This is a genomic window from Vulcanisaeta sp. JCM 14467 (genome assembly GCF_001316245.1).
Classification (GTDB): Archaea; Thermoproteota; Thermoprotei; order Thermoproteales; family Thermocladiaceae; genus Vulcanisaeta.
Genome location: NZ_BBDM01000001.1, coordinates 282,532 through 306,234, shown reverse-complemented (window position 1 = coordinate 306,234; position 23,703 = coordinate 282,532). Strand labels below are relative to the sequence as shown.

The 23,703-nt window shown below is 45.9% G+C and carries 31 protein-coding genes and 4 pseudogenes; 26 read left to right on the top strand and 9 right to left on the bottom strand.

What is annotated here, in order from left to right; translation table 11 throughout:
* Positions 1–6: 6 nt before the first annotated feature.
* The 4 genes and pseudogenes from JCM14467_RS14975 to JCM14467_RS01800 form a co-directional block, all read right to left on the bottom strand.
* Positions 7–300, bottom strand: a complete 294-nt coding sequence (locus JCM14467_RS14975) for an NTP transferase domain-containing protein (RefSeq protein ID WP_252900401.1) — start codon at positions 298–300, stop codon at positions 7–9.
* Positions 297–1,061 (bottom strand): molybdenum cofactor guanylyltransferase, encoded by a 765-nt coding sequence (gene mobA, locus JCM14467_RS01810; RefSeq protein ID WP_252900400.1) that lies wholly within the window; start codon positions 1,059–1,061, stop codon positions 297–299. Before mobA ends, JCM14467_RS14975 begins: the two co-directional genes overlap by 4 nt.
* Before the next feature lie 117 nt (positions 1,062–1,178).
* Positions 1,179–1,646, bottom strand: a complete 468-nt coding sequence (locus tag JCM14467_RS01805; RefSeq protein WP_054848929.1) for a hypothetical protein — start codon at positions 1,644–1,646, stop codon at positions 1,179–1,181.
* Between the two features lie 171 nt (positions 1,647–1,817).
* Positions 1,818–2,824 (bottom strand): annotated as a pseudogene (locus tag JCM14467_RS01800) (histone deacetylase family protein).
* Between the two features lie 132 nt (positions 2,825–2,956).
* Here JCM14467_RS01800 and JCM14467_RS01795 point away from each other — a divergent pair.
* From JCM14467_RS01795 to JCM14467_RS01775, 5 genes are all read left to right on the top strand, one after another.
* Entirely contained in the window at positions 2,957–3,214 is a 258-nt protein-coding gene (locus JCM14467_RS01795; RefSeq protein WP_054848901.1) for a hypothetical protein, read from the top strand.
* A gap of 42 nt (positions 3,215–3,256) precedes the next feature.
* On the top strand, positions 3,257–5,263 hold the full coding sequence (gene rqcH, locus JCM14467_RS01790; protein ID WP_054848900.1) for a ribosome rescue protein RqcH: 2,007 nt from the start codon (positions 3,257–3,259) through the stop codon (positions 5,261–5,263).
* Positions 5,264–5,269: 6 nt separating this feature from the next.
* Positions 5,270–5,815, top strand: a complete 546-nt coding sequence (locus tag JCM14467_RS01785; RefSeq protein ID WP_054848899.1) for a Mut7-C RNAse domain-containing protein — start codon at positions 5,270–5,272, stop codon at positions 5,813–5,815.
* A 46-nt stretch (positions 5,816–5,861) separates the two neighbouring features.
* Positions 5,862–6,410 carry an AMMECR1 domain-containing protein gene (locus tag JCM14467_RS01780; protein ID WP_252900399.1) on the top strand — a complete coding sequence of 183 codons (549 nt, stop codon included), beginning with the start codon at positions 5,862–5,864 and terminating at the stop codon, positions 6,408–6,410.
* 214 nt (positions 6,411–6,624) lie between these two features.
* A complete protein-coding gene (locus JCM14467_RS01775) occupies positions 6,625–7,377 on the top strand; it encodes a hypothetical protein (RefSeq protein WP_054848898.1) in 753 nt (250 codons plus the stop codon).
* Positions 7,378–7,394: 17 nt separating this feature from the next.
* Here JCM14467_RS01775 and JCM14467_RS01770 read toward each other — a convergent pair whose 3' ends face one another.
* Positions 7,395–7,667, bottom strand: a complete 273-nt coding sequence (locus JCM14467_RS01770; protein ID WP_252900422.1) for a 50S ribosomal protein L35ae — start codon at positions 7,665–7,667, stop codon at positions 7,395–7,397.
* 111 nt (positions 7,668–7,778) lie between these two features.
* Between JCM14467_RS01770 and JCM14467_RS14970 the strand changes: the two genes are divergently transcribed.
* The 5 genes from JCM14467_RS14970 to JCM14467_RS01760 are packed head-to-tail and all read left to right on the top strand — an operon-like array spanning position 7,779 to position 10,817.
* Positions 7,779–8,111, top strand: coding sequence for a hypothetical protein (locus JCM14467_RS14970; protein ID WP_252900398.1), 333 nt, complete (start codon positions 7,779–7,781; stop codon positions 8,109–8,111).
* Positions 8,112–8,131: 20 nt separating this feature from the next.
* The gene (locus JCM14467_RS14965) at positions 8,132–8,329 is read left to right on the top strand and encodes a hypothetical protein (protein ID WP_252900397.1); all 198 of its coding nucleotides are present in this window, start codon (positions 8,132–8,134) and stop codon (positions 8,327–8,329) included.
* 18 nt (positions 8,330–8,347) lie between these two features.
* A complete protein-coding gene (locus JCM14467_RS14960; RefSeq protein ID WP_252900396.1) occupies positions 8,348–8,884 on the top strand; it encodes a hypothetical protein in 537 nt (178 codons plus the stop codon).
* The gene (locus JCM14467_RS14955) at positions 8,860–10,296 is read left to right on the top strand and encodes a V-type ATPase 116kDa subunit family protein (RefSeq protein WP_252900395.1); all 1,437 of its coding nucleotides are present in this window, start codon (positions 8,860–8,862) and stop codon (positions 10,294–10,296) included. The genes JCM14467_RS14960 and JCM14467_RS14955 overlap by 25 nt, the downstream gene beginning before the upstream one ends.
* Positions 10,297–10,343: 47 nt before the next feature.
* Complete coding sequence (locus tag JCM14467_RS01760; RefSeq protein WP_054848896.1) at positions 10,344–10,817, top strand: CBS domain-containing protein; 474 nt, start codon at positions 10,344–10,346, stop codon at positions 10,815–10,817.
* A gap of 2 nt (positions 10,818–10,819) precedes the next feature.
* Here the strand turns inward: JCM14467_RS01760 and JCM14467_RS01755 are convergent, their stop codons facing one another.
* Positions 10,820–11,749 (bottom strand): lysine exporter LysO family protein, encoded by a 930-nt coding sequence (locus JCM14467_RS01755; protein ID WP_054848895.1) that lies wholly within the window; start codon positions 11,747–11,749, stop codon positions 10,820–10,822.
* An 84-nt stretch (positions 11,750–11,833) separates the two neighbouring features.
* Between JCM14467_RS01755 and JCM14467_RS14950 the strand changes: the two genes are divergently transcribed.
* From JCM14467_RS14950 to JCM14467_RS01720, 8 genes and pseudogenes are all read left to right on the top strand, one after another.
* Positions 11,834–12,082, top strand: a complete 249-nt coding sequence (locus tag JCM14467_RS14950) for a DUF4332 domain-containing protein (protein ID WP_252900394.1) — start codon at positions 11,834–11,836, stop codon at positions 12,080–12,082.
* Positions 12,076–12,801, top strand: a complete 726-nt coding sequence (gene radA, locus JCM14467_RS01750; RefSeq protein ID WP_342765437.1) for a DNA repair and recombination protein RadA — start codon at positions 12,076–12,078, stop codon at positions 12,799–12,801. Before JCM14467_RS14950 ends, radA begins: the two co-directional genes overlap by 7 nt.
* A 39-nt stretch (positions 12,802–12,840) precedes the next feature.
* Positions 12,841–14,015 (top strand): annotated as a pseudogene (locus JCM14467_RS01745) (OBG GTPase family GTP-binding protein).
* 41 nt (positions 14,016–14,056) lie between these two features.
* Positions 14,057–14,530, top strand: coding sequence for a hypothetical protein (locus tag JCM14467_RS01740; RefSeq protein WP_054848894.1), 474 nt, complete (start codon positions 14,057–14,059; stop codon positions 14,528–14,530).
* A 25-nt stretch (positions 14,531–14,555) separates the two neighbouring features.
* Positions 14,556–15,538, top strand: a pseudogene (locus JCM14467_RS01735) (replication factor C small subunit).
* A 125-nt stretch (positions 15,539–15,663) separates the two neighbouring features.
* Positions 15,664–16,613 (top strand): annotated as a pseudogene (locus tag JCM14467_RS01730) (transcription initiation factor IIB).
* Between the two features lie 205 nt (positions 16,614–16,818).
* Complete coding sequence (locus tag JCM14467_RS14945; RefSeq protein ID WP_252900393.1) at positions 16,819–17,058, top strand: hypothetical protein; 240 nt, start codon at positions 16,819–16,821, stop codon at positions 17,056–17,058.
* Positions 17,048–17,419 (top strand): hypothetical protein, encoded by a 372-nt coding sequence (locus JCM14467_RS01720; protein WP_054848893.1) that lies wholly within the window; start codon positions 17,048–17,050, stop codon positions 17,417–17,419. The genes JCM14467_RS14945 and JCM14467_RS01720 overlap by 11 nt, the downstream gene beginning before the upstream one ends.
* On the opposite strand, the gene JCM14467_RS01715 is transcribed toward JCM14467_RS01720, so the two are convergent.
* Positions 17,405–17,755 carry a hypothetical protein gene (locus tag JCM14467_RS01715; protein WP_054848892.1) on the bottom strand — a complete coding sequence of 117 codons (351 nt, stop codon included), beginning with the start codon at positions 17,753–17,755 and terminating at the stop codon, positions 17,405–17,407. The two genes, JCM14467_RS01720 and JCM14467_RS01715, sit on opposite strands and share 15 nt — an antisense overlap.
* 100 nt (positions 17,756–17,855) lie before the next feature.
* Between JCM14467_RS01715 and JCM14467_RS01710 the strand changes: the two genes are divergently transcribed.
* Entirely contained in the window at positions 17,856–18,368 is a 513-nt protein-coding gene (locus tag JCM14467_RS01710) for a ribosomal protein L13e (protein WP_054848928.1), read from the top strand.
* Here the strand turns inward: JCM14467_RS01710 and JCM14467_RS01705 are convergent.
* Complete coding sequence (locus tag JCM14467_RS01705) at positions 18,330–19,025, bottom strand: HAD family hydrolase (RefSeq protein WP_054848891.1); 696 nt, start codon at positions 19,023–19,025, stop codon at positions 18,330–18,332. The genes JCM14467_RS01710 and JCM14467_RS01705 overlap by 39 nt on opposite strands.
* Positions 19,026–19,110: 85 nt before the next feature.
* Between JCM14467_RS01705 and JCM14467_RS01700 the strand changes: the two genes are divergently transcribed.
* From JCM14467_RS01700 to JCM14467_RS01680, 7 genes are all read left to right on the top strand, one after another.
* Positions 19,111–19,545, top strand: coding sequence for an RNA-binding domain-containing protein (locus tag JCM14467_RS01700; RefSeq protein ID WP_054848890.1), 435 nt, complete (start codon positions 19,111–19,113; stop codon positions 19,543–19,545).
* A 38-nt stretch (positions 19,546–19,583) separates the two neighbouring features.
* A complete protein-coding gene (gene prs / locus JCM14467_RS01695; protein ID WP_054848889.1) occupies positions 19,584–20,471 on the top strand; it encodes a ribose-phosphate diphosphokinase in 888 nt (295 codons plus the stop codon).
* Positions 20,472–20,503: 32 nt separating this feature from the next.
* Positions 20,504–21,400 carry a type II secretion system F family protein gene (locus tag JCM14467_RS14940; RefSeq protein ID WP_252900392.1) on the top strand — a complete coding sequence of 299 codons (897 nt, stop codon included), beginning with the start codon at positions 20,504–20,506 and terminating at the stop codon, positions 21,398–21,400.
* Positions 21,401–21,411: 11 nt separating this feature from the next.
* Entirely contained in the window at positions 21,412–22,044 is a 633-nt protein-coding gene (locus JCM14467_RS14935) for a hypothetical protein (protein ID WP_252900391.1), read from the top strand.
* A gap of 30 nt (positions 22,045–22,074) precedes the next feature.
* On the top strand, positions 22,075–22,248 hold the full coding sequence (locus tag JCM14467_RS14930; protein ID WP_252900390.1) for a hypothetical protein: 174 nt from the start codon (positions 22,075–22,077) through the stop codon (positions 22,246–22,248).
* A 288-nt stretch (positions 22,249–22,536) separates the two neighbouring features.
* A complete protein-coding gene (locus JCM14467_RS14925; RefSeq protein ID WP_252900389.1) occupies positions 22,537–22,704 on the top strand; it encodes a hypothetical protein in 168 nt (55 codons plus the stop codon).
* Between the two features lie 24 nt (positions 22,705–22,728).
* Positions 22,729–23,226 carry an adenosine-specific kinase gene (locus JCM14467_RS01680; protein WP_054848888.1) on the top strand — a complete coding sequence of 166 codons (498 nt, stop codon included), beginning with the start codon at positions 22,729–22,731 and terminating at the stop codon, positions 23,224–23,226.
* Positions 23,227–23,316: 90 nt separating this feature from the next.
* Here the strand turns inward: JCM14467_RS01680 and JCM14467_RS01675 are convergent, their stop codons facing one another.
* Entirely contained in the window at positions 23,317–23,679 is a 363-nt protein-coding gene (locus JCM14467_RS01675; RefSeq protein WP_252900388.1) for a hypothetical protein, read from the bottom strand.
* Between the last annotated feature and the right edge of the window lie 24 nt (positions 23,680–23,703).

Sequence of the window (23,703 nt, the reverse complement as noted above, 5' to 3'; positions counted from 1 at the left end):
CCCTGGTTATGAAGGCATATCACTCGGCATAAAGAGGATTGGTGCGCCTATCATATGCAATGCCTCGAGAACATCCCTGGGGTAACCGGCGCCGCTTGTCATTAGCACTTCATAGCCGTGCTTTCTCGACCAATTAATCACCTCGGCGTGTCTGGCTGTGGTCACGATATACACCTTGCCGAACACGCTGACGGTTGATGCAACGCGTTCAATCATTGGTTTACCGCATATACTAATCAATGGCTTATTCGGGTTTGATAACCTACTCCCCATGCCGCCCGCCATTATGGCTATTTTCATGCCTTATCCACACCGAGCGAGGTCAGTATGCGTCTACCTAATTGCTTAACATTCTCGTTGGTTGAGTCGAGGAGTACGTGGCCGGCCAGGAAGTGGAGTCCGCTCTCGGCGTATAGTCTGAACTCGGGCCAGGGGTCACCAGTGATTAATGTGTACCAGAGCGATCCCACGAGTTCGTTAAGTCTCTTGCTTACTACATCATCTATTGCGTAATTCCTAATTATTGAAATATCATTCCTGATTACCTGCTCATTCGTGTTCACAGTCATCTTCATTAAGTCCTCACGCCTGTTAATGTTTACGAGACTCCTCAACTCAATCCCGTGGACCAGCGGGTTTAGGAATAGGACCCTCGGCAGTCCCCTGGCTAAATCAAATACCTTAGACCTACCGTAGTTAATCAGTAGGTTCATGTATTGGAGGGTCACGTCCCTCCTAAGGGCTATTAGGGCGTTCTCCAAGTGCCCGTTTGGGTATATGTACGTTACCGCATCAAAATTCCCCAACTCGCTTATTAATGGTTCAAGGGCCCTGGGCGTAATGTACGGCATATCGTTGGGAACAACCACTGTGTAATCCCCACGGCACTTACTGAGCGCTGAGTATATGCCAGCCAATGGGCCTTTAAGTCTCTCATCATCGATTACATAGTTTGCACTTGGTATTATGGATTTATAACTCATGGCCCTGTCCTGATTGTTCACGGCTATGAACACCTCATCAACCACCCTCGATAAGGCATCGTAAACGAGCTTAATCATTGGCTCATTACCAACCCTATACAGGCCTTATCGATCCACGGTTCACCGGGCGATCGAAACCTCCGAGACAAACCACCACTTAACACAATACCACAGATCATCTTAAGCCGATCAAGCCTACTCAGGAGGCCTTATAAGTCTCGCCAGTCTCTCCCTCCTCCACCTGGCGTACTTCATCAACCCAATTACTATTAGTATTATGGTTATTAGGATGACTATGGCGATGGTCACCAGAGTGCCTAGTGGGACGAAGCCGATGCCAGGCACGTAGTAGCCACTCACGGGTATTACCAGGGTTACGGATATTGCCTCCCCACTCTCATTTGCCGTAAGGACTATGGTCTTACTCGAGTACATGCCGAAGGAGTATGCGTAGGCTTTGCAGGTTATTGACCCCGTGCTCGGTATCGGGATCACAGCACTAACAAGGCCTAGGTTACTGACGTTATACTCAGCGCATGATAAGCCCACAATGGCATACTTCGTTAATGGCATGCCATTTGCTGATAATGCGGTTATACTGACATTAACCGCGGGTATGTATATGGGTAATTGAACCTGCTGAGCATACGAGGTTAGAACCATACTCAGCAATGCTATTAGTGCTATGATAATTAATAAGTATTGCCAGGTCACCACAGGTATTTAATGCAGTATTGAGGAAATAAATCACTAACTCACAGAGATAATTAAAGAGGGGTATATCAGCGCTATTAACCTAAATCACTAATCATCCAGCCCAGCATCATCACGCAACTATGCACTAACCCGCCAGTAATTATAAGTGTTTATGCCCTTAGGCAGGTGCCAGTAATTCCTATGGACATTAATTACGTCCTTAATGATGGAGTTAACACGTGCCATAACCCTCGGCTCCGTCTGCGTTACCCCCTCATTAACCTCCACATCCCTGTTACTCATTATGTCAATCAAGAGCCTCGAGCCCCTACTTAAGACGTCACTGTTATACCCACCCTCAAGCGCAAAAACCACGCCTCTGACCTTACCAATCATATCCCTTAGCCTCCTAAACACATGGGCATAGGTATTCAGGGACAGCCTTAGGTTTGCTATGCTATCGAGCATGTGAGCGTCAAAGCCCAGGGAAACCAGGATTAACTGAGGCTTGAATTCATCAATTATCGGCCAAACAACATTACCCAGGGCTCTCATGTAGGCATCATCTGCCGTGAATGGCGGCAGAGGAATATTAACATTAAATCCCTCACCCTCCCCCTCACCAACATCGTCAATAAACCCAGTACCTGGGTAAATCGTCAACGGGTCTTGGTGCAGACTCACGTATAAGACCTCGGGTCTCTATAGAATATTTCCTGCGTCCCATTCCCGTGGTGAACATCGATGTCGAGTATGGCAACCCTACTAATGCCACGTTCCAGCGCGTAAACCGCGCCAACGACTACATTATTGAATATGCAGAAGCCCTGGGTGGGCGCCATTAATGCCTTACCGACACGACCAACATGATGACCTGGAGGCCTAACAACGGCGTAGGCAGCGTTCCACTCGCCACTCAATACCTTATCAACACCACTCAACACTGCGCCAACGGCAAGCCTAGCCGCCCTGCACGTCCCTGGACTGACGTATGTGTCAGCATCTATGAACACATCACCCATCTCACAATTCTCATCAATCCACCTCACGTAATCCCTATCATGAACCTTAAGCAACCAATAATCAACATCATTAATGGGCCTCTCAATTACGGCCACGTCACTTATCGACTTAATTACCGCCATAGCCCTGCCTGGATTCTCAACGTGATTCCTCGGCGGTCTATGCTCCAGGTATGCATCATCATAAATGACGCCAATCACATGCTTAAAATCACCATAGTGCCTTATTAATTTACTTGAGAATTCATAATTGATATGTTCGGCAGAAAGAAAAAGGTGGACCTTGAGGAGCTCCTTCAGGAATTGGCAGGTAATGATGATGGTAACGTAAGGAGTAGGGTTAGGAAGTATGACGGTGATGATGAGGATTACGTGCAACAGGCCGGTGTTAAATTCAAGGTTGAATTTGAGGGTGTCGATGAGTTAATAAAGGAGATGAGGTCTCTGAGGGAGTCGATTAATGAGTTGATTGAGTTATTGAAGGAGCAGGGGTCAGTGGTTACGAAGAAGTGAATCGTTTTTAAAGGGCTTACCGCTCCTTAAAATTAAGGCGTAATGCCAAGTCAGAAGAAGTCGTTGAATGTACTGGATTTGTTAGCGATCGTAATGGAGCTTAGTGACCTGAGGGATTCGGTGATTGATAAGGTCTACACAATGGGTAATTCATTACTCATTAGGCTTAGGAAGGGCTCCGAGAAGTACTTCGTAATAGCTAACTCCCATAGGTTTGGATTGACCAGTTACGTCCTTGAGCATGGGGCCGAGGGAGTTACATCACTCAGGAGGTTGGTTGAGGGATTAAGGTTGAGGGACCTTGAACTACTCAACTTCGATAGAATTGTGAAGTTAACGCTTGACACGGGCTACCTAATAATTGAACTTCTCGAGCCCTGGAACATGATTTACGTAGATGGTGATGGCAGGATTAAGTGGGTTTTAAGGACGTACAGGGGCAAGGATAGGGTTGTGAATGTAGGTCTCGAATATAATCCACCGCCTCAAAACTTTGTTAAGCCTGTTGATAATCGTGAGGTCATTATTAAGGCATTACAGGGTTATGACACGGTTGGTAGGGCCATAGCCAGGGGCCTGGGCTTGGGCGGTGAGGTGGCTAATGAGGTGTGTGCCAGGGCATTGATCAACTGCGATTCTCCCGTTAATTCGATTAATATTGATGGTGTGCTGTCCGTGATAACGTCAATGATTAATAAGATAAGTAGGGGCGACCTGGAGCCAACTATTTACTATAGCGGTGGTTCTCCAATAACCGTGACCCCGATTATGTATCAATCAATTAAGTATGATGATGTTAAGCATTTTGGGAGGTTTAATGAGGCTGTTGATGAGTACTTCCATGAGGTTGAGATCGGGGAGGAGTCCGAGAAGAGGTTGGCTACTATCTCCAGTGAGATTGCTAGGCTTGAGAGGAGTGTTGATGAGTTGATGATGAGTATTGAGGGCTTTAGGAAGGGTTCTGAGGAGTTGAGGGTTAAGGCGGAGACCGTGCTTAATTGGAAGTACGTGATCGAGGAATTACTTAACGTGCTCAGGAATTACTGGTCCTCCTATAAAGATGAGTTTCAGGAGTTGGTCAGGGGAATGGAGTACCAGGGTATTAGGGTTAAGGGTTTTGAGCCGAGGAGTAAAGCCGTCGTGCTTGAGATCGGCGGCGTTACGGTGTCAATACCCCTAAACGCAGATGTTGGTGACTTGATTAATGGCCTTTTCAATAGGGCTAAGGAGCTCGAGCGTAAGGCGAAGACGGCTGAGGAGAGCCTTAACCAACTTAGGGCTAGGATTGAGGAACTTAGGGCTGAGGGTGAGAAGATTGCGGAGAGTGTAAGGGAGAGCTCTATCCGAGTGGTTTACGGTGCCAGGGAGTGGTTTGAGAGGTTTAGGTGGTTTATAACGAGTAGCGGCAGGCTCGTGATAGCGGGGAGGGATGCCACGCAGAATGAGGTCATAGTAAGGCATTACCTAAGGCCCTGGGACATATTCGTACATGCTGACATACTGGGCGGTGCCGCGGTTGTCATTAGGCTTGCCGATTCTGGCGATACGGTGAGTGATAGGGATATTCAGGAGGCAGCTCAGTACGCGGTTTCATACTCAAGGGCCTGGGTTATGGGTTTATCAGTGCTTGATGCATTCTACGTGAGAGGTGAGCAAGTGACTAAGAAGGCGCCGTCGGGTGAGTACCTGGGTAAGGGTAGCTTCATGATTTATGGAAGTAGGGGTTGGGTTAGGAATGCCGAGCTCGGCCTTGGTATTGGCGTGAGGATTGATAACATGGGTGTCTCATCAATAATCCGCATCATCACGGCACCGCCCAGTGCCATAGGCTCATTAACTAATTACTACATTACGCTGAGGCCTGGAACTAGGGATAGGGTTAACGTAAGTAAGGAAGTTTACGATACATTCAAAGCCAAAATCCCCGGGTTCGCCAAGGTAATTAACCTGAGCCACATTGTTGATGCAGTGCCTGGCCCATCGACCATTGAGGGATTTTACGAAGGAAATCCAATGCCCTGGGATAAGTTAAGAAGCCTGGCGAAGTGACTTGCCTTGGAGGTTGCCAGACTTAACGCCTGCGTTAACCTGCCTGTGAGTGATGATGAGGTGGTGGTAAACTCAATGCTTGGTTGGTTAGTTAGGTGGTTGAGGATGCTCGGTGTCAGGACTATGTACAGCCCCAATTACAGTGATGCCGATTTACTGGATGTAAATCACCTACTGGTGACTAGGGATAGGGAGCTATTCAGGAGGAGGGCTGGGCTAAGCCTATTGCTGGTCACGCCGAGGCATGTCGAGTGGTTGTCGATACTCTCGCTGGTTCTAGGCTTCCCATTAATGCTGGATATGGGGAGGAGTTTATGCCCAGTATGCGGTTCGAAGTTAATTAGGGTAGGTAGGGATTCGGTGGTTGGTAAGGTGCCGAGAAACGTATTACTCAGACACAACGAGTTTTGGGTATGTACTGGCTGTGGCAAGGTTTACTGGGTTGGTGGTCATCATGTGCGCATAAATAGGGAGTTGGAGATTGCACGGAAGCTCCAGGTCACGTTAAGTACTCAGTGTGTTGACGGTAATTTACTAATAATTCGCGGGTGATAAGGAGGGCATTGCATATAAACCATTGATTATAACGCTACATTGCATGGAATTATTCAGGCCGCTTAATGAGCAGGAGTACACGAGCCTCATTAGGTACCTGAGGGCTAAGATCCTCGAGAGGCTCGGCGTTAAGGCTGATTATGAGATTGACCCAACGCACTTGGTTAAGATTGCGGAATTGAAGCTTGGCGTATTCGTATCCATTGAAAAGCTAATGTACTCAGACGGCATGATTAAGAGGGTTCTCAGGGGTAGCATGGGCACGATAAGGCCCATAAAGAATTTACTTGAGGATTCAGTAACCGCCGCATTACACGCGGCATTCTACGACCCTAGGTTCTCGCCAATATCCATTGCCGAGTTTAAGAATTGCGTCCTTGAGGTTACAGTAATATCCCCATTAATGGATGTTGATATGGACTGGGTCAGGAAGGAGATGATCCTTGGTTATCATGGGCTATACATTGTTGACTCAGGTAAGGCAACAATACTACTCCCACAGAAGGTTGTTGAGATTGCGAGAATTATTATCAAAGGACGAGTAAGCAACTTGGAGTTGACGACTTCATCAAGGAGCTTTGTGATTCGTTAAAGATATGCAATCCCACGAGTATTAAGGCTTTCAGTACGCAGATAATATATGAGTTACGCCCGGATGGTAATGTAGTTGTGCGTAAACTCTACCTCAATAGGTTATTGAGTAATGGTTTAAAGCCACAGGTTATGGCGAGTGAGTGGTAGGATTATTTGCGTCATTTTAAACACTAAAGATTTATTAAATCGGCTATTATTAAAAATTGACATATATGCCGGTCATGATTAAGTTTTACATGGTTGTTGGTAGGGATGAGACTTACGAGAACGCCATTAGGAATGTTGTCACAGAGGTTAGGGAGAAGTTTAAGGGCAGTGAGAGGAATGTTAATGCCACATTCATTAGGATCAAGCCCGAGGCTGTTGACGCAGCCCTCAATGCGTTGAGCATGCCCGAGAGCCAGGTTCCTCAGAACCTCATATACCTAGTCAAATCGATGAAACAGGATGGCGTGACGGCATTACCAGCGTTAATAATTAACGGCAGGAAGATCTATGAGGGTCAATTACCGCCACCAGACGTGGTTAAGCAAACCGTTATGGATGAGGTAATTACCGCGCTATCACCACAGCTGGTGAGACCAGTGACGCCTGCTCAGCCACCTCAACCACCGGCTCAACCTCCTCCGCCACCAAGCACTCCTCCACCACCAGTACAGCCCTCACCACCTCCACCCCCGCCACCGCAAATGCCATCCCCACCTCCATTGCCTTCACCACCTGCAGAGATTAAGCAGCCGGTCGAGGTCGTAAAGCCTGAGGCCACGGTAGTTGAGAAGCCACAATTACCATCGATACCCACAACCCCAACGCAATTAATGCAATTACCAAGTGGCGTCAAGATAGTGATGGGTAGGCCAAATGATTGCAGGGAATGCATTTACTACGGTGCAAATACAGGAGTATGCCTATTATTTGGATATAAGATAGTCGACCCAGCAAAGCCTCCATGCAAATCCACGTGATAACATCCTTTTAAGCCCTACAGTATTAAATCCACAATATCGCCAAGGGCCTGCCCTGGCAATCCCCGCCTAAACCTAACGAGTAATTGACCATGCTTACCCCACACCCTTAGCACACTTCCTACTATTTCGGTCCCCGTTCTCGACTTCCACACAACCTTCGCATTAAGGAACTTAGCCGCATCATTCGCGGTCTCAATGCCAGGCACTATTATTATTGCATCCCTTGAGTAACCAATTGAACCCCTCCTTATCGAGTATATCCTGGCCTTAATCGTCTTTGCCTGCATTGACACGACACATACCATAACCCAGCATTTTTAAATGCTACTTTCGTAAATGGTCGTAGCTAGACTCTGAGGAATAATGCTTAAATTCTATAATAAGCCTTTGCCTATCGAATGCCAATAGCGAGACTTATTGAGTATAAGATTACATTGCCGTCAGAGCACGCCTTTGACCTATTAATGAATATAGGCAATGCCGGGTACTTCATGCCAATAACAAGGCCTGGGGCAATACCGGCGCCTAGGGTGCCGAGTAAGTACTCGGAGAAGATTAGGAGGATTGAGGACATATCCAGGGAGTTAAGCAGGATTTTAAATCAATACTCAATACCACCACCGACGAACCCCCACGAGGTTAAGGTCGGTTTATTTAATGAGCTTCTCGAGTACATAATTGAGGATGGTGAGGACCTACTCACGAGGGTTAGGCAATACCTAACTCCATAGAGGGTGTTAGGAATGAGTACGTGAGGCTTAGGAGCATAGTCGATGTCGTGTCGGCCGTCGGCAGTGTCATTATGGAGAGACTAAGGCACTTCTCGATAGACATAGTTCCACTGAGTGAGGGGGACTTCAACGAGTTCAGGAATGCCATTGCTAACTACGGTGCTGAGACATTACCCGTGAAGGTTCAGGATAGGTTTTACGCATTAGTGATATACTGAGTGGGCTAGGCAGGCTTATTGAACGCGTACAAATTATTTAATACGAATCCACTTGAGGTACCAAGCAACATTGATTTAGGCTCCATGAAGAGTAAGTTGGCTGAGTTGGAGGGTAGGTTGGGGAAGCTTGAGCAGGAGTTTCAGGACTTTCTAATGAAGGTTAGTGATAGGGCTTACGCCATAATTGATCTTTCCGACACGGTAACGAACATTGTTAGGCAGTACATGGACTCCGCAATACCTGAGGGTAGGGATGTTGGTGACAGGTTAATGCAAATTGTTAATTCCGTGAATGATACCAAGAATAGAATCAGGGAGTTAGAGATAATACATGAGACCCTGGAGTACATGAAGAGGTCTGGAATTTCCTTCGAGGGCCTTAGTAGGTTAAGGTTTAGGGTATTCGCAATTAGGGGTGGCGTTAATGAGGAATATGTTAAGGGGCTCATGTACATTAAGCGTGATGTTGAGGGCATGGACTTATCGATACTCACGATTATAGAGCCTCCGGAGAATCTCACGTTAAGTCATTGGGTAAGGAGGTCTATGAGATAAGTAGGGATTACCTAATCGATATCAAGTCTGCATTTGAGTTAACCGGTAGGGAATTGGTTGATTTAAGGACGAGACTTAAGGACTTGGAGAGGGAGTATGAGGATTTTGTGAAGGAGTTCAATGAGGTCTCTACCTATGGTGTTAATGGTATTAATAAGGTCAGTGGTGATGTGGTAACGATAGCCGGCTACGTTAAGGAGAGCCTATCGAGCAAGTTCGATGATTTACTGGCATCACTGCTTGGTAAATTGGCTATTGATGCCAGGGTTAGGAAGGAGAGTAGGGTGGTGTACGTCAGGGAAATAGAGCCCGAGAAGGCACCAACACTTGAGGAGTACCCGAAACCCGTTGATGCCTTTAAGAAGATAACGTACATGTACGGCGTACCCAAGTACGTGGAGATAAGCCCAGTAATACTAACCTTCATACTCTTTCCCGCATTCTACGGTTGGATGTACCCAGACCTGGGTCATGGCGTGGTACTATCCCTATTCGGCTACGCCCTATACAGGTCTAGGTATAATGGACCCAACGCCTTCCTACGCTCGATATTTGGTGGTAAGTACTCCATGTGGGGCTTAATATTCCTCATGGCCGGTGTTTGGTCAATAATCTTCACCTTCGTGGAGAGCGGCACCATATTCGGAATAGAGGTATTACCAGCACCATTCAGGCTTGTTCACGTTCACGGCACTGCGATGGAGGTTCTTTCTAATTCTATTTACGCAATGCTGGCTGTTTCGATAATGGTGGGCATAGTATCACTATTACTCGCCTTCGCGTTTAAGGCGATTAATGCCTACAGGGGTGGTGAGAGGGACTTAGCCGTGGGATTCTACGTACCGCTCTTCTTCTTCTTCCTATTCCTAGTACTGGCCCTGATGGGTATTGGCTTTGTGCCAGTCATAATCGTCGGTGAAAAGACGCCATTACTACAACCGCTGTATTCCATGTTTAATGTAATAAAGGGCTTAGTGTGGTATTGGGCATATGCCGTATTCGCCCTATTAGCGATACTAATATATTCATTATTCTACTTCAGGGCTAAGTACAGGGGTGTTCCGGGATTTAGCGGCGCGCAGTTAGCCGTTGAGGTTAGTGCTGAGGCTGCGATACCGAGCCTCACAAACACAATATCGTTCATGAGGCTGAGCATAGTTGCCATTATGCATGCTGTCTTCACTGCAATGACCTATGCCTGGGCTGTCTCTCTGGGTCTATTTACGCCGGCTGGTTTAGCCGTGCTTATCGTGTTTAACCTATTGATAATACTTGGTGAGGGCTTCGTGGCCTTTGTACAAAGCCTAAGGCTTCACTTCTATGAGATGTACACGAAGTTCTTCAGCGGCGCTGGTGTGTTGTTTATACCATTCACCCTAAGCCTTAGGTGGGTCAGGCTCCTCATAGTCTAGGTACGATATAAAAAGTATATATAGGACCTTAAGAGCACTTATTATACATGGCAATACCGCGTGTTAGGGATGTAATGAGGGAGGTCCTCATAACCGTTAAAGATAATGAGCCCCTAACTAACGTTATTAGGTTGATGAATGAGAGGAATATTGGCTCGATGATCGTGGTTAATGAGGAGGGCAGAGTCATCGGCGTCTTCACCGAGAGGGATTTATTGAGGTTGGTGGCAAATAACGCGAGCCTTGACTCATTAACAGTCGGCGATGTCATGACTAGGGACGTAATAGTCATTGAGGAAGATGCAAGCCTGATAAAGGCCGTGCACATAATGGCTAAGCACGGCATTAGGCACCTGCCAATAGTTGATGAGGATGGCAAGGCAGTTGGTATAATATCGATTAGGGACGCCGCGATAGCCCTGGCTAGGCTCCTGGTTGACATGGACATAGGTAGGCTGGGGGTTACGGAGGAGGAGATGAGCATGATTAGGGACCTCATAAATATTGATGAGGGGGTTTAGCACTACCTAATCGTGATCACGTAAGGCAGTAGCTCAGGGAGTGCCATTGTTATTACGAAACCACTGACAAACGCTATGAAACCCCCTGCCTCGCCCATGTACAACCTATAAATTGGCAATGTATCGTCCATTGACGTCGCACCACCAATAGATACTAGGGAGATGTCCCTAAAGCCCGCAATCACTATTGAAGGGACTAACAAGTACGTTAACTGCTCCCTAAGGAAATTAGCCAGGAAGGCCAGGGTACCCATGGCAGGCCCAAACCTAACACTGAGGAGAGGCCCTGCCAATGAGTACCACCCCATCCCCATTGATACTCCCAGGGATACGGCCAACGGTATATTGGTTAGGTAGTGCAGTATCAAGCCTCCAATAGAGCTACCCAGTAATGACGTGGCCGCAATCACAATACCGAGGTATCCCTGTGCGATTAATGACATGTTTATTGATGAACCAATGTCAAGACCAATCACTAGAATTAGCACGAGTAGCTCAAGCGTGATTAAGTAATCAAGGTAGTTAATAATGGGTTTAAATCTAACGTAATAGCCCAATAGCCAACCAATCACCAGAATTGCTAGCAATATTAATGGTAGTCTCGTATTAACACCATGACTATTGCCCAGGTATGTCTCTTGGAATCGCCTCGTATTTACGGCAAGACTTATCGGCAATGTGAAGACCAGACTCATCACTATGGAGATTATGGCATACACCACCGAGTAGAGTATTATGTAGAGAACATAATTACTCGCCACTATATTGCCTGCCCAAAGGGCCATTGTGTATATTAACGTCATGACCACGTACTGTAGGTAATTACCGATACTGAGTCTCCTAACTCTACTCCTAAATACATACCCAATAATCATTGTTATCGGGAATACTATCAGGAATAAATCACCAATTACATCGGCAAAGCTAGTCACGTGACTCTTCTAAAGGTCTCACCCTTATAATTCTTAACAAATACCTATTTATTGTTGAGTGGCGAAATCATGGATTGAGAAGGAATGCCCCAGGAGAACATTGATTTAGAGGATCTAGAGGGTATTGGACCAAAGACGGCGCAGTTACTTAAGTCTAAGGGAATACTCAGTGTTAAGCACTTGGCACTCTTTAATCCTGAAGAGCTCATTGAGTTAACAGACATGACTCCAGATAGGGTTGAGAAGATACTGAGGTCCGCGAGAGACATTGTCTTCGGTAGTAATAGGGTTTCGAGGGCGACGGATCTAGCAAGAACTTTGAGGGCATTGTAAGGCTGAAAACAAACGTTAGGGCAATCGATGAGCTACTACAGGGTGGCTTAGAGCCCAAGGCCATTTATGAATTCGCCGGTGAGTTCGGCACGGGTAAGACCCAACTATGCCATCAATTATCAGTAACGGTTCAACTGAGTCAGGATAAGGGCGGTGTTGGCGGTGCCGCGGTTTACCTGGACACTGAGGAGGCCTTCTCACCAAATAGGATAGTCAATATCGCCCAAAGGTTTGACCTCGACCCCAATGAGACTCTAGATAATATATACGTTATCAAGGTGATCAATGCCGCAGATCTTGAGGATAGGATTAAGTTCGATGTTGTTAAGCTCGTGGAACAAGCCAATGCGAAGCTCATCGTGGTTGACTCGATAATAGCCCTTTACAGGGCTGAATTTAAGGGTAGGGAAAGACTCGCCGAGAGGCAGCAGAGGCTTAATTACATACTTGATTGGTTGATGAGGATTGCCAAGGTCTATAACGTTTACGTAGTCCTCACAAACCAAGTCCTTGATGTACCAATGGGTTATATCGAGGTTAAGAGGCCAGCCGGCGGTAACGTCCTGGCTCACGCGGTCACGCATAGGCTCTTCCTGAGGAAGTCTAAGGAGGATATTAAGGTCATGGAGGTCCTCGACTCGCCTAGCTACCGTTTAAGGCTAGCGCCATGTTTAGGATTACTGATAAGGGAGTTGAGGATGTCTAGTTCGTGTTCGTAAAATTATTTAAGTCCGTAATAATTATTATTAACTTTAGTAATGCCCGCGAACCTGCCACCCGAGGCCAAGGCTAAGTGGTTGAAGGTAATGGAGGCCAAGACACCCGAGGAAAAGCTGAAGGCACTTGAAGAATTCCTCAGCACTGTACCTAAGCATAAGGGTACGGAGAACCTGGTTCACTGGGCTAGGAGGAGGATGGCTCAGTTGAGGAGGGAGATTGAGGAGAGGAGGGTTAAGGAGAGGTCGCTAAGGTCTGGCGGTATTAATATATACGTTGAGAAGGAGGGTGATGCGCAAGTCGTTGTTATTGGACCACCATCATCCGGTAAATCAAGCCTTTTGAGGTGCTTGACTAACGTTAAGGTTGAGCCTGACGATATACCATTCTCATCCATGGAGCCAATACCTGGCATGTTCATTTACGGCAACGTCTACTTCCAACTGGTGAAGCTGCCATCAATAAACATCTATGACGTAGACTCAGACGTGAACTCCATGGCACTGTCCATGATTAGGAATGCGGATAGTGCAATAGTAATCCTCGATGCGAGCAGTGATGTTGAGGCTCAATACAATGCCCTGAAGAGCATGCTTAGGGAGAATGGAATATACATAGTTAAGCCGAGGGGTTTTGTAACGATTGAGAGGAGGCCTACGGGTGGTATTCAGGTCGTTGGCAAGTTGGTTAATGGTACGGCTGAGGACGTTAAGAAGCTGTTGGTGAGCTATGGCATAAACAATGCGTTGGTCATGATTAATGGGGAGGCCACGTTGGATGATGTTGAGGAATCAATATTCAAGGACATAGTGTACAAGCCCTCCCTCGTTTTAATAAATAAGATCGACCTAACCGATAGCGATTATGTAAGGAGCATCGCCGCAAAGTTGGGTAGTGAAGTGATGGTATTAACGGCATCACTTAAGGATTGCACCATTGATTCCAGGATGCTTGGTGAATCCTTACTAAAGGTCATGGACTTAATAAGGGTTTACACAAAGGAGCCAGATGCCGATACATACTCACCAAAGCCCTTCGTGCTTAGGAGGGGCTCGACTGTGGGTGACCTGGCCAGGAGGATCCATAGTAGGTTTTATGAGGGGTTTAGGTACGCCAGGGTTTGGAGGATTGATAAGTACCGTCGGGCGTTAAGAGGGTTGGTATTAACTACGTTCTTAATGATGGTGATATTGTGGAGATTCACTCATCATTATGACAATGAACCCCTTATTAACTAGCCTTATGCAGTACTAAGTAATGAGTTCACAACTCAATGAATGCATTAAGCTTCTTAGGGAGGTTCTTGAGCGTCTTGAGACGATAGAGGGAGAGCTTGACTTGATTAAGGAGGAGTTGAGGGAACTACGCGGCCAGGAGGCTCCGCAATTACGGCAGCAATCAAGGTCTCAGCAATTAGGTGGTGGCTTGCTTAAGGCGATAGATAATAATTTATTCCTCGATACGAGGGACGTGATGGCCAGGAGACTCCTTAAGAGATTGATAGATGAGAGTAAGGTCGTGTTACTGAGGGATGAGACGGCCAATAGGGAGGTGGTTACGACAAAGGAGGTCATTAGAAAGCTGCTTAGTAAGCTACCAATATCAGTTAATGATATTGACAAGTTGAGCGATAAGGAGTACGAATTATTAACAATACTAAATAGGTTAGGGTACGTATTACTGAAGGATAATAAGTACGTGGCTTCGGAGACTGCAAAAGAATTTATTTAAGGATATGAATACAAAAGGGTAGTGCATGTCATCCGAGGAAGTACTGTGGGTTGAGAAGTACCGTCCCGCGAGGATTGATGATATCATTGATCAGGATCATGTTAAGGCCAGGGTAAAGGAAATGCTGGCCAACGGGAATATACCGCACCTACTATTCTTTGGGCCTCCGGGCACTGGTAAGACCACGATGGCCCTTGCCATTGCCCACGAGCTTTACGGTGATGCATGGCGTGAGAATACGCTAGAACTTAATGCAAGTGACGAGAGGGGTATCGCGATGATTAGGGAGAAGGTTAAGGAGTTTGCGAAGACGATGCCTACGGTCAAGGCGCCCTTTAGATTGATAATTCTTGATGAGGCTGATAACATGACACCCGATGCTCAGCAGGCCCTGAGGAGGATAATGGAGATGTATACCACATCTGTTAGGTTCATATTGCTTGCTAATTACCCATCCGGAATAATCGAGCCAATACAGTCAAGGTGCTCCCTATTTAGGTTTTCTCCCCTTCCTAAAGATGCCGTGAATAATAGACTTAAGGAGATTGCTTCAAAGGAGGGTGTTAAGGTAACCGACGAGGCCCTGGAGGCAATTTGGGACGTGAGCAGGGAGACATGAGGAAGGCAATTAATACGCTACAGGCGGCATCATCATTGGGCGGTGTTGTTGATGAGGAGGCGGTCTATAGGGCTTTGGGTAAGGTTAGCCCAGCTAGGGTTAGGGCGATAGTTACGGAAGCCGTAATTGGCGATTTTGGTAAGGCCGTTAAGGAGGTGATGTCATTGATAAGGGATGAGGGTGCCGATCCCCTTGACATAATTAAAATAATCCATAGGGAGGTTATCTCAGCCACTTCGCAATTGAAGGTTCCCGAGGAGTTAAAGCCTAAGGCGGTCTACATTGTTAGTGAGCATCATTATAGGTTACTCAGGGGATCAAGCGGTGAATTACAGGTTTATGGTTTATTAGCAAGAATTAGGAAGCTGCTTCGTGAGGGCTCTAAATAATTTTTATGAAGAGAAAGGTTTATAAATAATTAAACAACAAGCGAAAAGCTTTAATAAGGGATATTTATGTCTAACCCCACACAGGAAAGGAAGGACCAGCAGGTGGATCTAATCTATTAAGTAAGTTGAAGGTATCAGGTAAGATTATAGAATTCAAGTCCGAAGGCGAGGAAAAACTGGTATGCCCATACTGTGGCTCAACCACATTCATATTTGATTACGAGAATGGTCAGGTAATATGTGCTAAGTGTGGCTCTGTGGTTCTTGAGCACGTTATTGACCTTAGACCTGAGTGGAGGGCCTTCACTGCCGAGGAGAAGGAGCTAGGGCCAGAGCTGGTGGTCCGCTTAATAGGTTGACCAGTGAGGCTTTGACCACGACTATTGATTGGGCGACCAAGGATGCCAGTGGTAAGGAGCTTGATATTAAGAGGAAGCTCGAGATCCTGAAGTATAGGAAGTGGCAGCAGAGGGTTAGGGTTCAGACGAGTTATGAGCGTAACATAATACAGGCAATGAATGAGTTAAGCAGGATATCATCACAGCTGGGTATTCCAAAGGCGTGCGTTGATGAGGCCATGGGGATTTACGAACAGGTATTGACCAAGGGCTTAGTCAGAGGCAGGAGTGTTGAGGCCATTGTAGCCGCCTGCCTACACATGGCCTGTAGGAAGATTGGTATGCCAAGGAGCCTTGACGAGATCAGTCAATACACTAGGGCTAGTAGGAAGGAGGTTGCGAGGTGCTTCAGGCTCATTGCCAGGGAGTTGGGCGTTAAGTTACCGCTTAGTGATCCCAAGCTTTACGTGCCTAGGATTGTTGAGCAATTGAAACTTAGCGGTGAAATACTGAGGGAGGCATTAAACATTCTTGAGCAAGCTAAGAAGAAGGGCTTAACCGCAGGTAAGGATCCAGCTGGTCTTGCTGCGGCTGCAGTATATATTGCGTCGCTCCTTAAGGGCGAGGTAAGGACACAGAAGGAGGTTGCCATGGCTGCCCAGGTCACTGAGGTCACCGTGAGGAATAGGTATAAGGAGTTAGCGAGAGAACTGAACATCAAAATACCGGTAAAGTGAGTTAAAAACCTTAAAAATCAACATTTTCCTAATCCTCCTGGGACCCAAGTGGATTGTGAAATCTGTAAATTAATGAGTAATGAGGAATTGATAATAATGAAAAACGAAAAAAATAATAGTACTTCACAATCCACACCCATTTAATAACGGGCATTTAATAATAGCACCAATAAAGCACCAATCAATTAATGAAATAAGCACGCCATTGCTCATCGAACTTATGGACATGACAAAGAAAATCATCAATATTTTAGGGAAGGTTTACAATCCACATGGCTTCAACGTGGGGATATCGCTGACCCCGCACATGTATATTCAGGTGGTTCCTCGGTGGAATGGCGACGTTAGCTTCATGACCCTCTTTTACAATGTCAAGGTTGTTCCAGAGACCGTTAGGGATTCCGTGAGTAGGATAAGGGATGCGGTGAGGGAGTATGGCCTTTGAGATTATTGACCTGGTAATATCAATAGTAATACTCATCATTGGATTTTCCATGTTTACGGCATTAGTTAATGATTATAGGGTTATTGCTACGATATCGAGGATACTCAAGAAGAAGATTAGGGTTTCCGCCTTCCGGGAATTAACACTGCCGATATATCCATCATTAGTTCATATTAGGATCGTCAATGTTAAGCCATTGAGCGATAATATCGATGTTGAGGTTCATGGAAATGCAATTAAGGTCATTAATAAGGGCAATGTCATTAGCAACTCCGAGATAAAAATATTGATTGAGGCAGTTATAGTTGGTCGTCTTGGCGATTACCCAGTTAGAGGTACTGTCGTGCTATCTCCTTACTAATTCAATAACCATGACAATTACTAATACATCGAGGATTATATTTATGAAGCATACAGTGTATAACCCAATGGTTGGTACTGAGGGGGTAACTATGGCTAGGATAAGTAATGCCGCATCCGCACCTGCTATTGCCAATACAAGTATTAATGTTACCCACATGCTCATGACGAAGGAGTAGCTCGACACGGCAAGTAGTGAATAAACTATTGCCGTCATTAATATAGCTATTAAGAATTTATTCAGGGGGTTAAGCACTCCTAGGTAGGCAAAGTCAAGTACTATCAATATGAACTCCACATATCGAATCAAGGCCATGTACGTGAATAGCCTATACATTGGCTTAGACCTAGAGACCCTGCACTAATTAAGCATTCTCTCCGGCGATGCCATGGGAGGTATTAATGCTTATAAAGGGGGTGTTGATTACGTGCATGGGATGTCGCAAGCAACGCAACCACCAGTACTACCACCGCCGGAACCGCTCGTTAAGAGACCAAGGCTGATTAGTAGTGGTGGTGTTTTGGGTAGTGAGTGGAGGGTTGGTAGGGGTTACTCAATTGGTGAGGTTAGGGCTGTTGGTTTGACGGTTGATGAGGCTAGGCTATTGGGTATTAGGGTTGATACCAATAGGGATACTGTCTGGGACGTTAACGTGCAGAGACTTAGGGATTGGTTGAGTAAGATCATTAAGGGTGAGGCATTACCGCCCGAGCCCGCACTGCCCAAGGCTATTAAGATCAAGCGTAAGAGGGGTAGGGTCTTCAGGGCATTGACGCCAGCCGGTCGTAGGATGAGGGGTTTAATGAGCGTTAAATTGAGGGAGACGCACGTGCATAAGTGGAAGAAGAAGGCTAGAGAGAGGGCTGAGAAGAGGAGGCACGAGACTGTCAGGCTAAGGGTGGCCATTAAACTAGGTGAATTTACTTATTATTTCTGGCAATTGTGCTAGCGAGTCTATCTCATAGAATGGCTTAACGGGCAATTGCGCATTCATCCTCCTCACAAATATCACCTTTAAGTCGAGAAACTTAGCGCCAATAACATCCTCAATCAATCCACTAACAATTAAGGCGTCACTTGGCGAGACACCAGCCCTGTTTAGGGCGGCTTGGAATATCTTAACGGCTGGTTTACCAACCTTAGTCAGGTCAGAGCTGACGACACCCTTGAAGTACCTCAATAGGTTATTCTTCAGTAGTATCTTCTTTGCCACGTCATTATCCAAGTTCGTGAGTATGTACATGGGCACATTCATCTGAGCCAGTGAGTTTATGGCATTAACCACGTCTGGGTAGAGTTCCGAGGTCTCGACCACGAGCGACGATAATGCATTGCCGAAGTAATCAAGCTCAGCGGGGCTTAGGCTTAGTGAGTACTTCTTCAATAGTGATATCATCGTCTCCCTCGCCAACTGTCTCAACGACCTATAGACACCCTTACTAATCAACATGTTGTACCTATCCTCCCACTCCTTCTTGAATTGATTAGTCAACTCCTCGAGTGGTGCCTTTATGTTCAGTTCATCCTTGATCAGCCTGGCGCTCTCAGTCTCAAAATGCGTCAGCTTAACCAATGTATTGAGTACCTCGAAAAACAGCGTCTTCATACGGAGACCCAAACTCTAGTTGAATATTTAAAGATTAATGTGCACGAAGCCAAACCCTTAAAACACCGTAGTACTTAGTCACTACGTGAAGGCTGAGGTTTGGGTTGAGGTCAGGCCCACGGAGGATGAGGATAAGGTCAGGAGGGCGTTGAGCAACGTGTTTATTTATGATGAGATAAGGATTGAGGGGAGTGAGGGCAAGAAGTACATAGTTGCCCTGGGTAATGGCTTTAAATCATTAATTAAGGTGCACAACCTGATTAAGGAGCAGGGAATTGAGGATAGCGCACGTTCCATACTAATGAGGGGTATTGATGGTAATAGGGTAGTATTCCACCTACACAAACAGGCCGCGTACGCGGGTGTTCTCACGTTTGTGACCGAGGAAAATGAAAGCCCACTGGGTCCCATAACATTTATCGTAGAGACTAACGATCCAAGGAGATTCATTGATTGGTTGGCACCTAAAACGTCGAGGGGTAGGAGACTCTATGAGGTTCAGCCTCCTGATGATCCCTGAAGATAAATTCTAAAAAGGCAAGGTTTGGTTAATTAATCGTGGCGAAGTATCTAGTTGCGTCATTTCCCTGGTCTTCGGATGTGGGCAATGACATTGCTAATGCATTGGGGCTAACCCACGTGGTTCTCGAGACGAAGCAATTCCCAGACGGTGAGTCATACATTAGGTATCCCATTGATTTATCTACATATGACGGCTTAATACTCATTCAGAGGGCCTATCCAGAACAGAACACAAGGCTTATCCAGGTAATGCTGGCGATTCACGCAGCCCGTGACTTAGGGGTTAAGCGAATCCACGTGGTTCTCCCCTACCTACCGTATTCAAGGCAGGATAGGAGGTTTAGGGATGGTGAGCCTGTGAGTCTTCAAATAATGCTGTCATTATTATCATCGCTTGGTGCCTCATCGATAATCACCGTGGACGTCCACAAGCCCGAGGCCTTTAGGATAGCCAATACTCAGTGCGTTAATGTTGAACCATTCGAATTATATGCGAATAGGCTTAGGGGAGTTGAAAAACTAGTACTACTGAGCCCTGACATTGGGTCACTATGGAGGGTTAGGAAGGTTAGTGAGTACTTAGGGGCTTCATTTAGCTATCTTGAGAAGTTCCGTGACAGGGTCACGGGTGAGATTACGATGAAGCCTAAGGAACTTGATGTTGCAGGTAAGGAGGTATTCATAATAGATGACATAATAGCGACTGGGGGCACGATAATGGAAGCCACGAAAATACTCAAGGCTCTAGGCGCAGTGAGGGTCCACGCAATAGCGACGCACTGCCTATTGCTCAATATGGCGGATTCAAAGATGTTTGAGGTGGGTGTCTCCTCGATAACATGTTCTAACACAATACCCACGAAGTACTCAGTCATCAATATCAATCAATTATTAACTAATGCAATTAAGGGATTAATCACGTAGTGCCTTATTAATCGTATTGAGAAGTAAATTATGTGAAGACGCTGGGGCGAGTATTAAGGGATTACCTAGGCAGGGAAGCACTTATTGGTGGCTATTCATGGGATGTTTATAAAATATCATCAATAGTTGAGGTCTTGACATACTCATTAATACCAATACCTCTTATTGTGTACTTAATCACTAAGTCATTAATACTATCATTAGCCTTAACACCAATGCCTGCATTGCCTGTTTTACTTATGGTGATTTGGGCAATATACTCAGTGGACTCGGTTAAGGAGAATGTGGAGTGGGAGTTGCCATTCTTCGTGGTCCTACTCGATATAATACATGATGTTGGCGGGGACATAACCCACGCATTTGAGGTTAGTGGTAAGGTCGGGCTTAAGTGGATGAGTAGGGAGTGGTCATTAATTAAGAGGTATTCGTTAACCACGAACTCAATAACGAGGGCCATGCAGTTAAGGGCTAAGTATCACCCAAGTATTGAGTTTCAAAGGTTCATAAACGGGTACGTATCCGTATGGGGTTATAGCGGTGACTTGAGTAATTATGTAAGGAGTGTTGAGGGTATTTACCTATCAACATTAAGTAATAAGTTATCCTCATTATCAAGGCAGATAATAGACGTGGTCGTGGCAATCGTATCCTCATTAACCATACTCATACTCTTTGTGATAATAACGACGGTACTCGGCATGAACTATGCAATACTATACATAATGCCCGCCGTGGCACTATTACTACCAGCAATGATAGTGAGGGTTTACCAGTCAATACCATACATAATCCGCATGGATTTAAGGCATGACAAGAACATATACGCAGTATTGAGTGCTTCAGTATTAATTACTGCCTTCTCAATTATGTATTTCGGAATCAGGGGAATAATATCATTAATGCTACCACCCTACTATTCTCAGTCTTAGTAACGCGTAGGGTGAATGATATGAAGGACTCGGTGATGGCATTACCAGACCTAATGCGTGACATCTCGGAGATAGTTAAGGCGGGTGTGAGCATAGGTGCAGTGTTCGAGAGGGTCCTTGATAACCCATACCCACGCCCATTAATCACTTACCTAAGGAGGATAAGTCAAATCAGTAATGCTGAGGTTGATGGTCCATGGCTAATAAAATTCGCAATGGGCATTTTAAGGGAAATGCCAAATCTCGGTTCCCCATCAAAGGCACTTGATAGGCTTGTTGGGGTATTCCTAGAGTTAAAGTCGATAATCATGAGTATTAATTACGGTTCAAGGTCATTACAAATACTTAACTACTCATTGCCTGCGATATTTGCTGGAATCACGTACGTGAGTAGGTTTGTAGTCTCAACAATAGCCTCAATCCTCAAAAACGCGCCATACACAATAATTGGTCTATCAATACCAAGCATCAACGCCGTACTAACGCCCCTACTACTCACGGCATACATAATAAGCCTATCAGTAACGTTACTCTCCTCATTACTAAACAACCTGAGTATAAACCCAACGATTAAGTACGTGGCGCCAATACCGCTAACGCTTGCGCTAATGCTCATGGCCGTGGAAATACCCGTGCTGGCGTAAGACTTTAAAATAGCCTGAAACCATGCGTAGTTGTGTACGTACCAAGGACTAGTGATTGGCAGGTGCTGGAGGTGCGGCAAGAAGTTGTTTAAGTACGATGATTATTACGTATGCCCAAAGTGCCACGCCCTATACTGCCCAACATGCGCAAAGAAGACATTCTATAAATGCCCAGCGGATGGAACACCACTAGAGGCTAAATAACATGGCTGTACTCACGGGCTTAATGTCCTTCACGAGGGGTCACGGCATTAGGGCACTGAGTATTACTGGCCTAATGGCCTATTCATATCCCAGGCAATAAATGGTGTAATCCTATCGGCAATAATCAATGAACATAACTACGAAAAGCTCGAGGACGAGCAATATGAGAAGCTGCTATTCGCCTTCTCACCCATTATTAGCAAGATAATCAAGATAACAAACACCACTTACTACACATTCCTTGGCAGGTACACGTATAGTGGCGAGAGGTTCGTTTATGAACCATACGTGGACTTAATGAAGACTGTGACAATAAGCATATCCAAGAAGAGCGTGAGGATCGTGTACGGCGAGAACAGGGTACGTTTAAAGAGGACCAGGAAGGGATACACGCCGGGTAAGATGTTCGAGACCCTGGGCTACATAATCAATAGGCTACATGGCGGTAATGCTTAAAGCATGTCACAGTGATTAATCATAATGTCCCAGGGCATTAAGTTCGAGGTAATAGACGTACCAATCCCAGAGGGCACAAACGTAATAATAGGCCACAGCCACTTCATAAAGACACTAGAGGACATTTACGAAGCCCTAGTGAACTCAGTACCAAACATAAAGTTTGGACTAGCCTTTTGCGAGGCGTCTGGCAAGAGGTTGATTAGGCATGAGGGGACTGACGAGGAGTTGAGAAAACTAGCCATAGAACTCTGTAGGAGAATAGCCGCCGGGCACACCTTCGTGATTTACCTGAGGAATGCATGGCCAATAAATGTATTGAACGCCCTGAAGCACGTAGTCGAGGTCGTCAATATATACGCCGCCACAGCAAATCCTCTCTCCGTGATTATTGCCGAGATAGCGCCTGAGAGGAGGGGTGTTGTTGGTGTTGTCGATGGTCACTCACCACTTGGTATTGAGGGTGATGCCGATATTAAGGAGCGTAGGGAGTTGGTTAGGAGGTTTGGTTATAAGCTTTAGGGCATTGGGACTTGGCAACATTAACTATTGAAATCAGCCTCTCCCTAAAATCCTCCAGACCCTTCAACAACTCATTAACTGCCTGCTCAATCAGGGCCCCAGGTGCGGCGTCTGAGGGCAGTGACTTAGCGATGTTGTCCAGGAACTCCCTAAGGTCAGGCGGTAGTACTGGGTAGCATTAATTAATTGCCTGGCTACGGAATCATAACCCTGAACCCTCATTATCTCCCTAATGAAGTACCTAATCCTACTCTCCATATTGTAGTAATCATCCAATAGATTCATTAAGAAGTTAAGGTCGAGATTCACGGAGCACTCCCTGTAATTAAGGTCCACAAACCTCAATAACTCAACTATGTACCTAACACCACGCTCACCAACCGCATGCCTAAACCAACCCTTACTAATTAATTGAGCCACGTAATCCCTAGCCTCAATAACCCCATCGACCACGCACTACCCAGTTAATACCCAGTT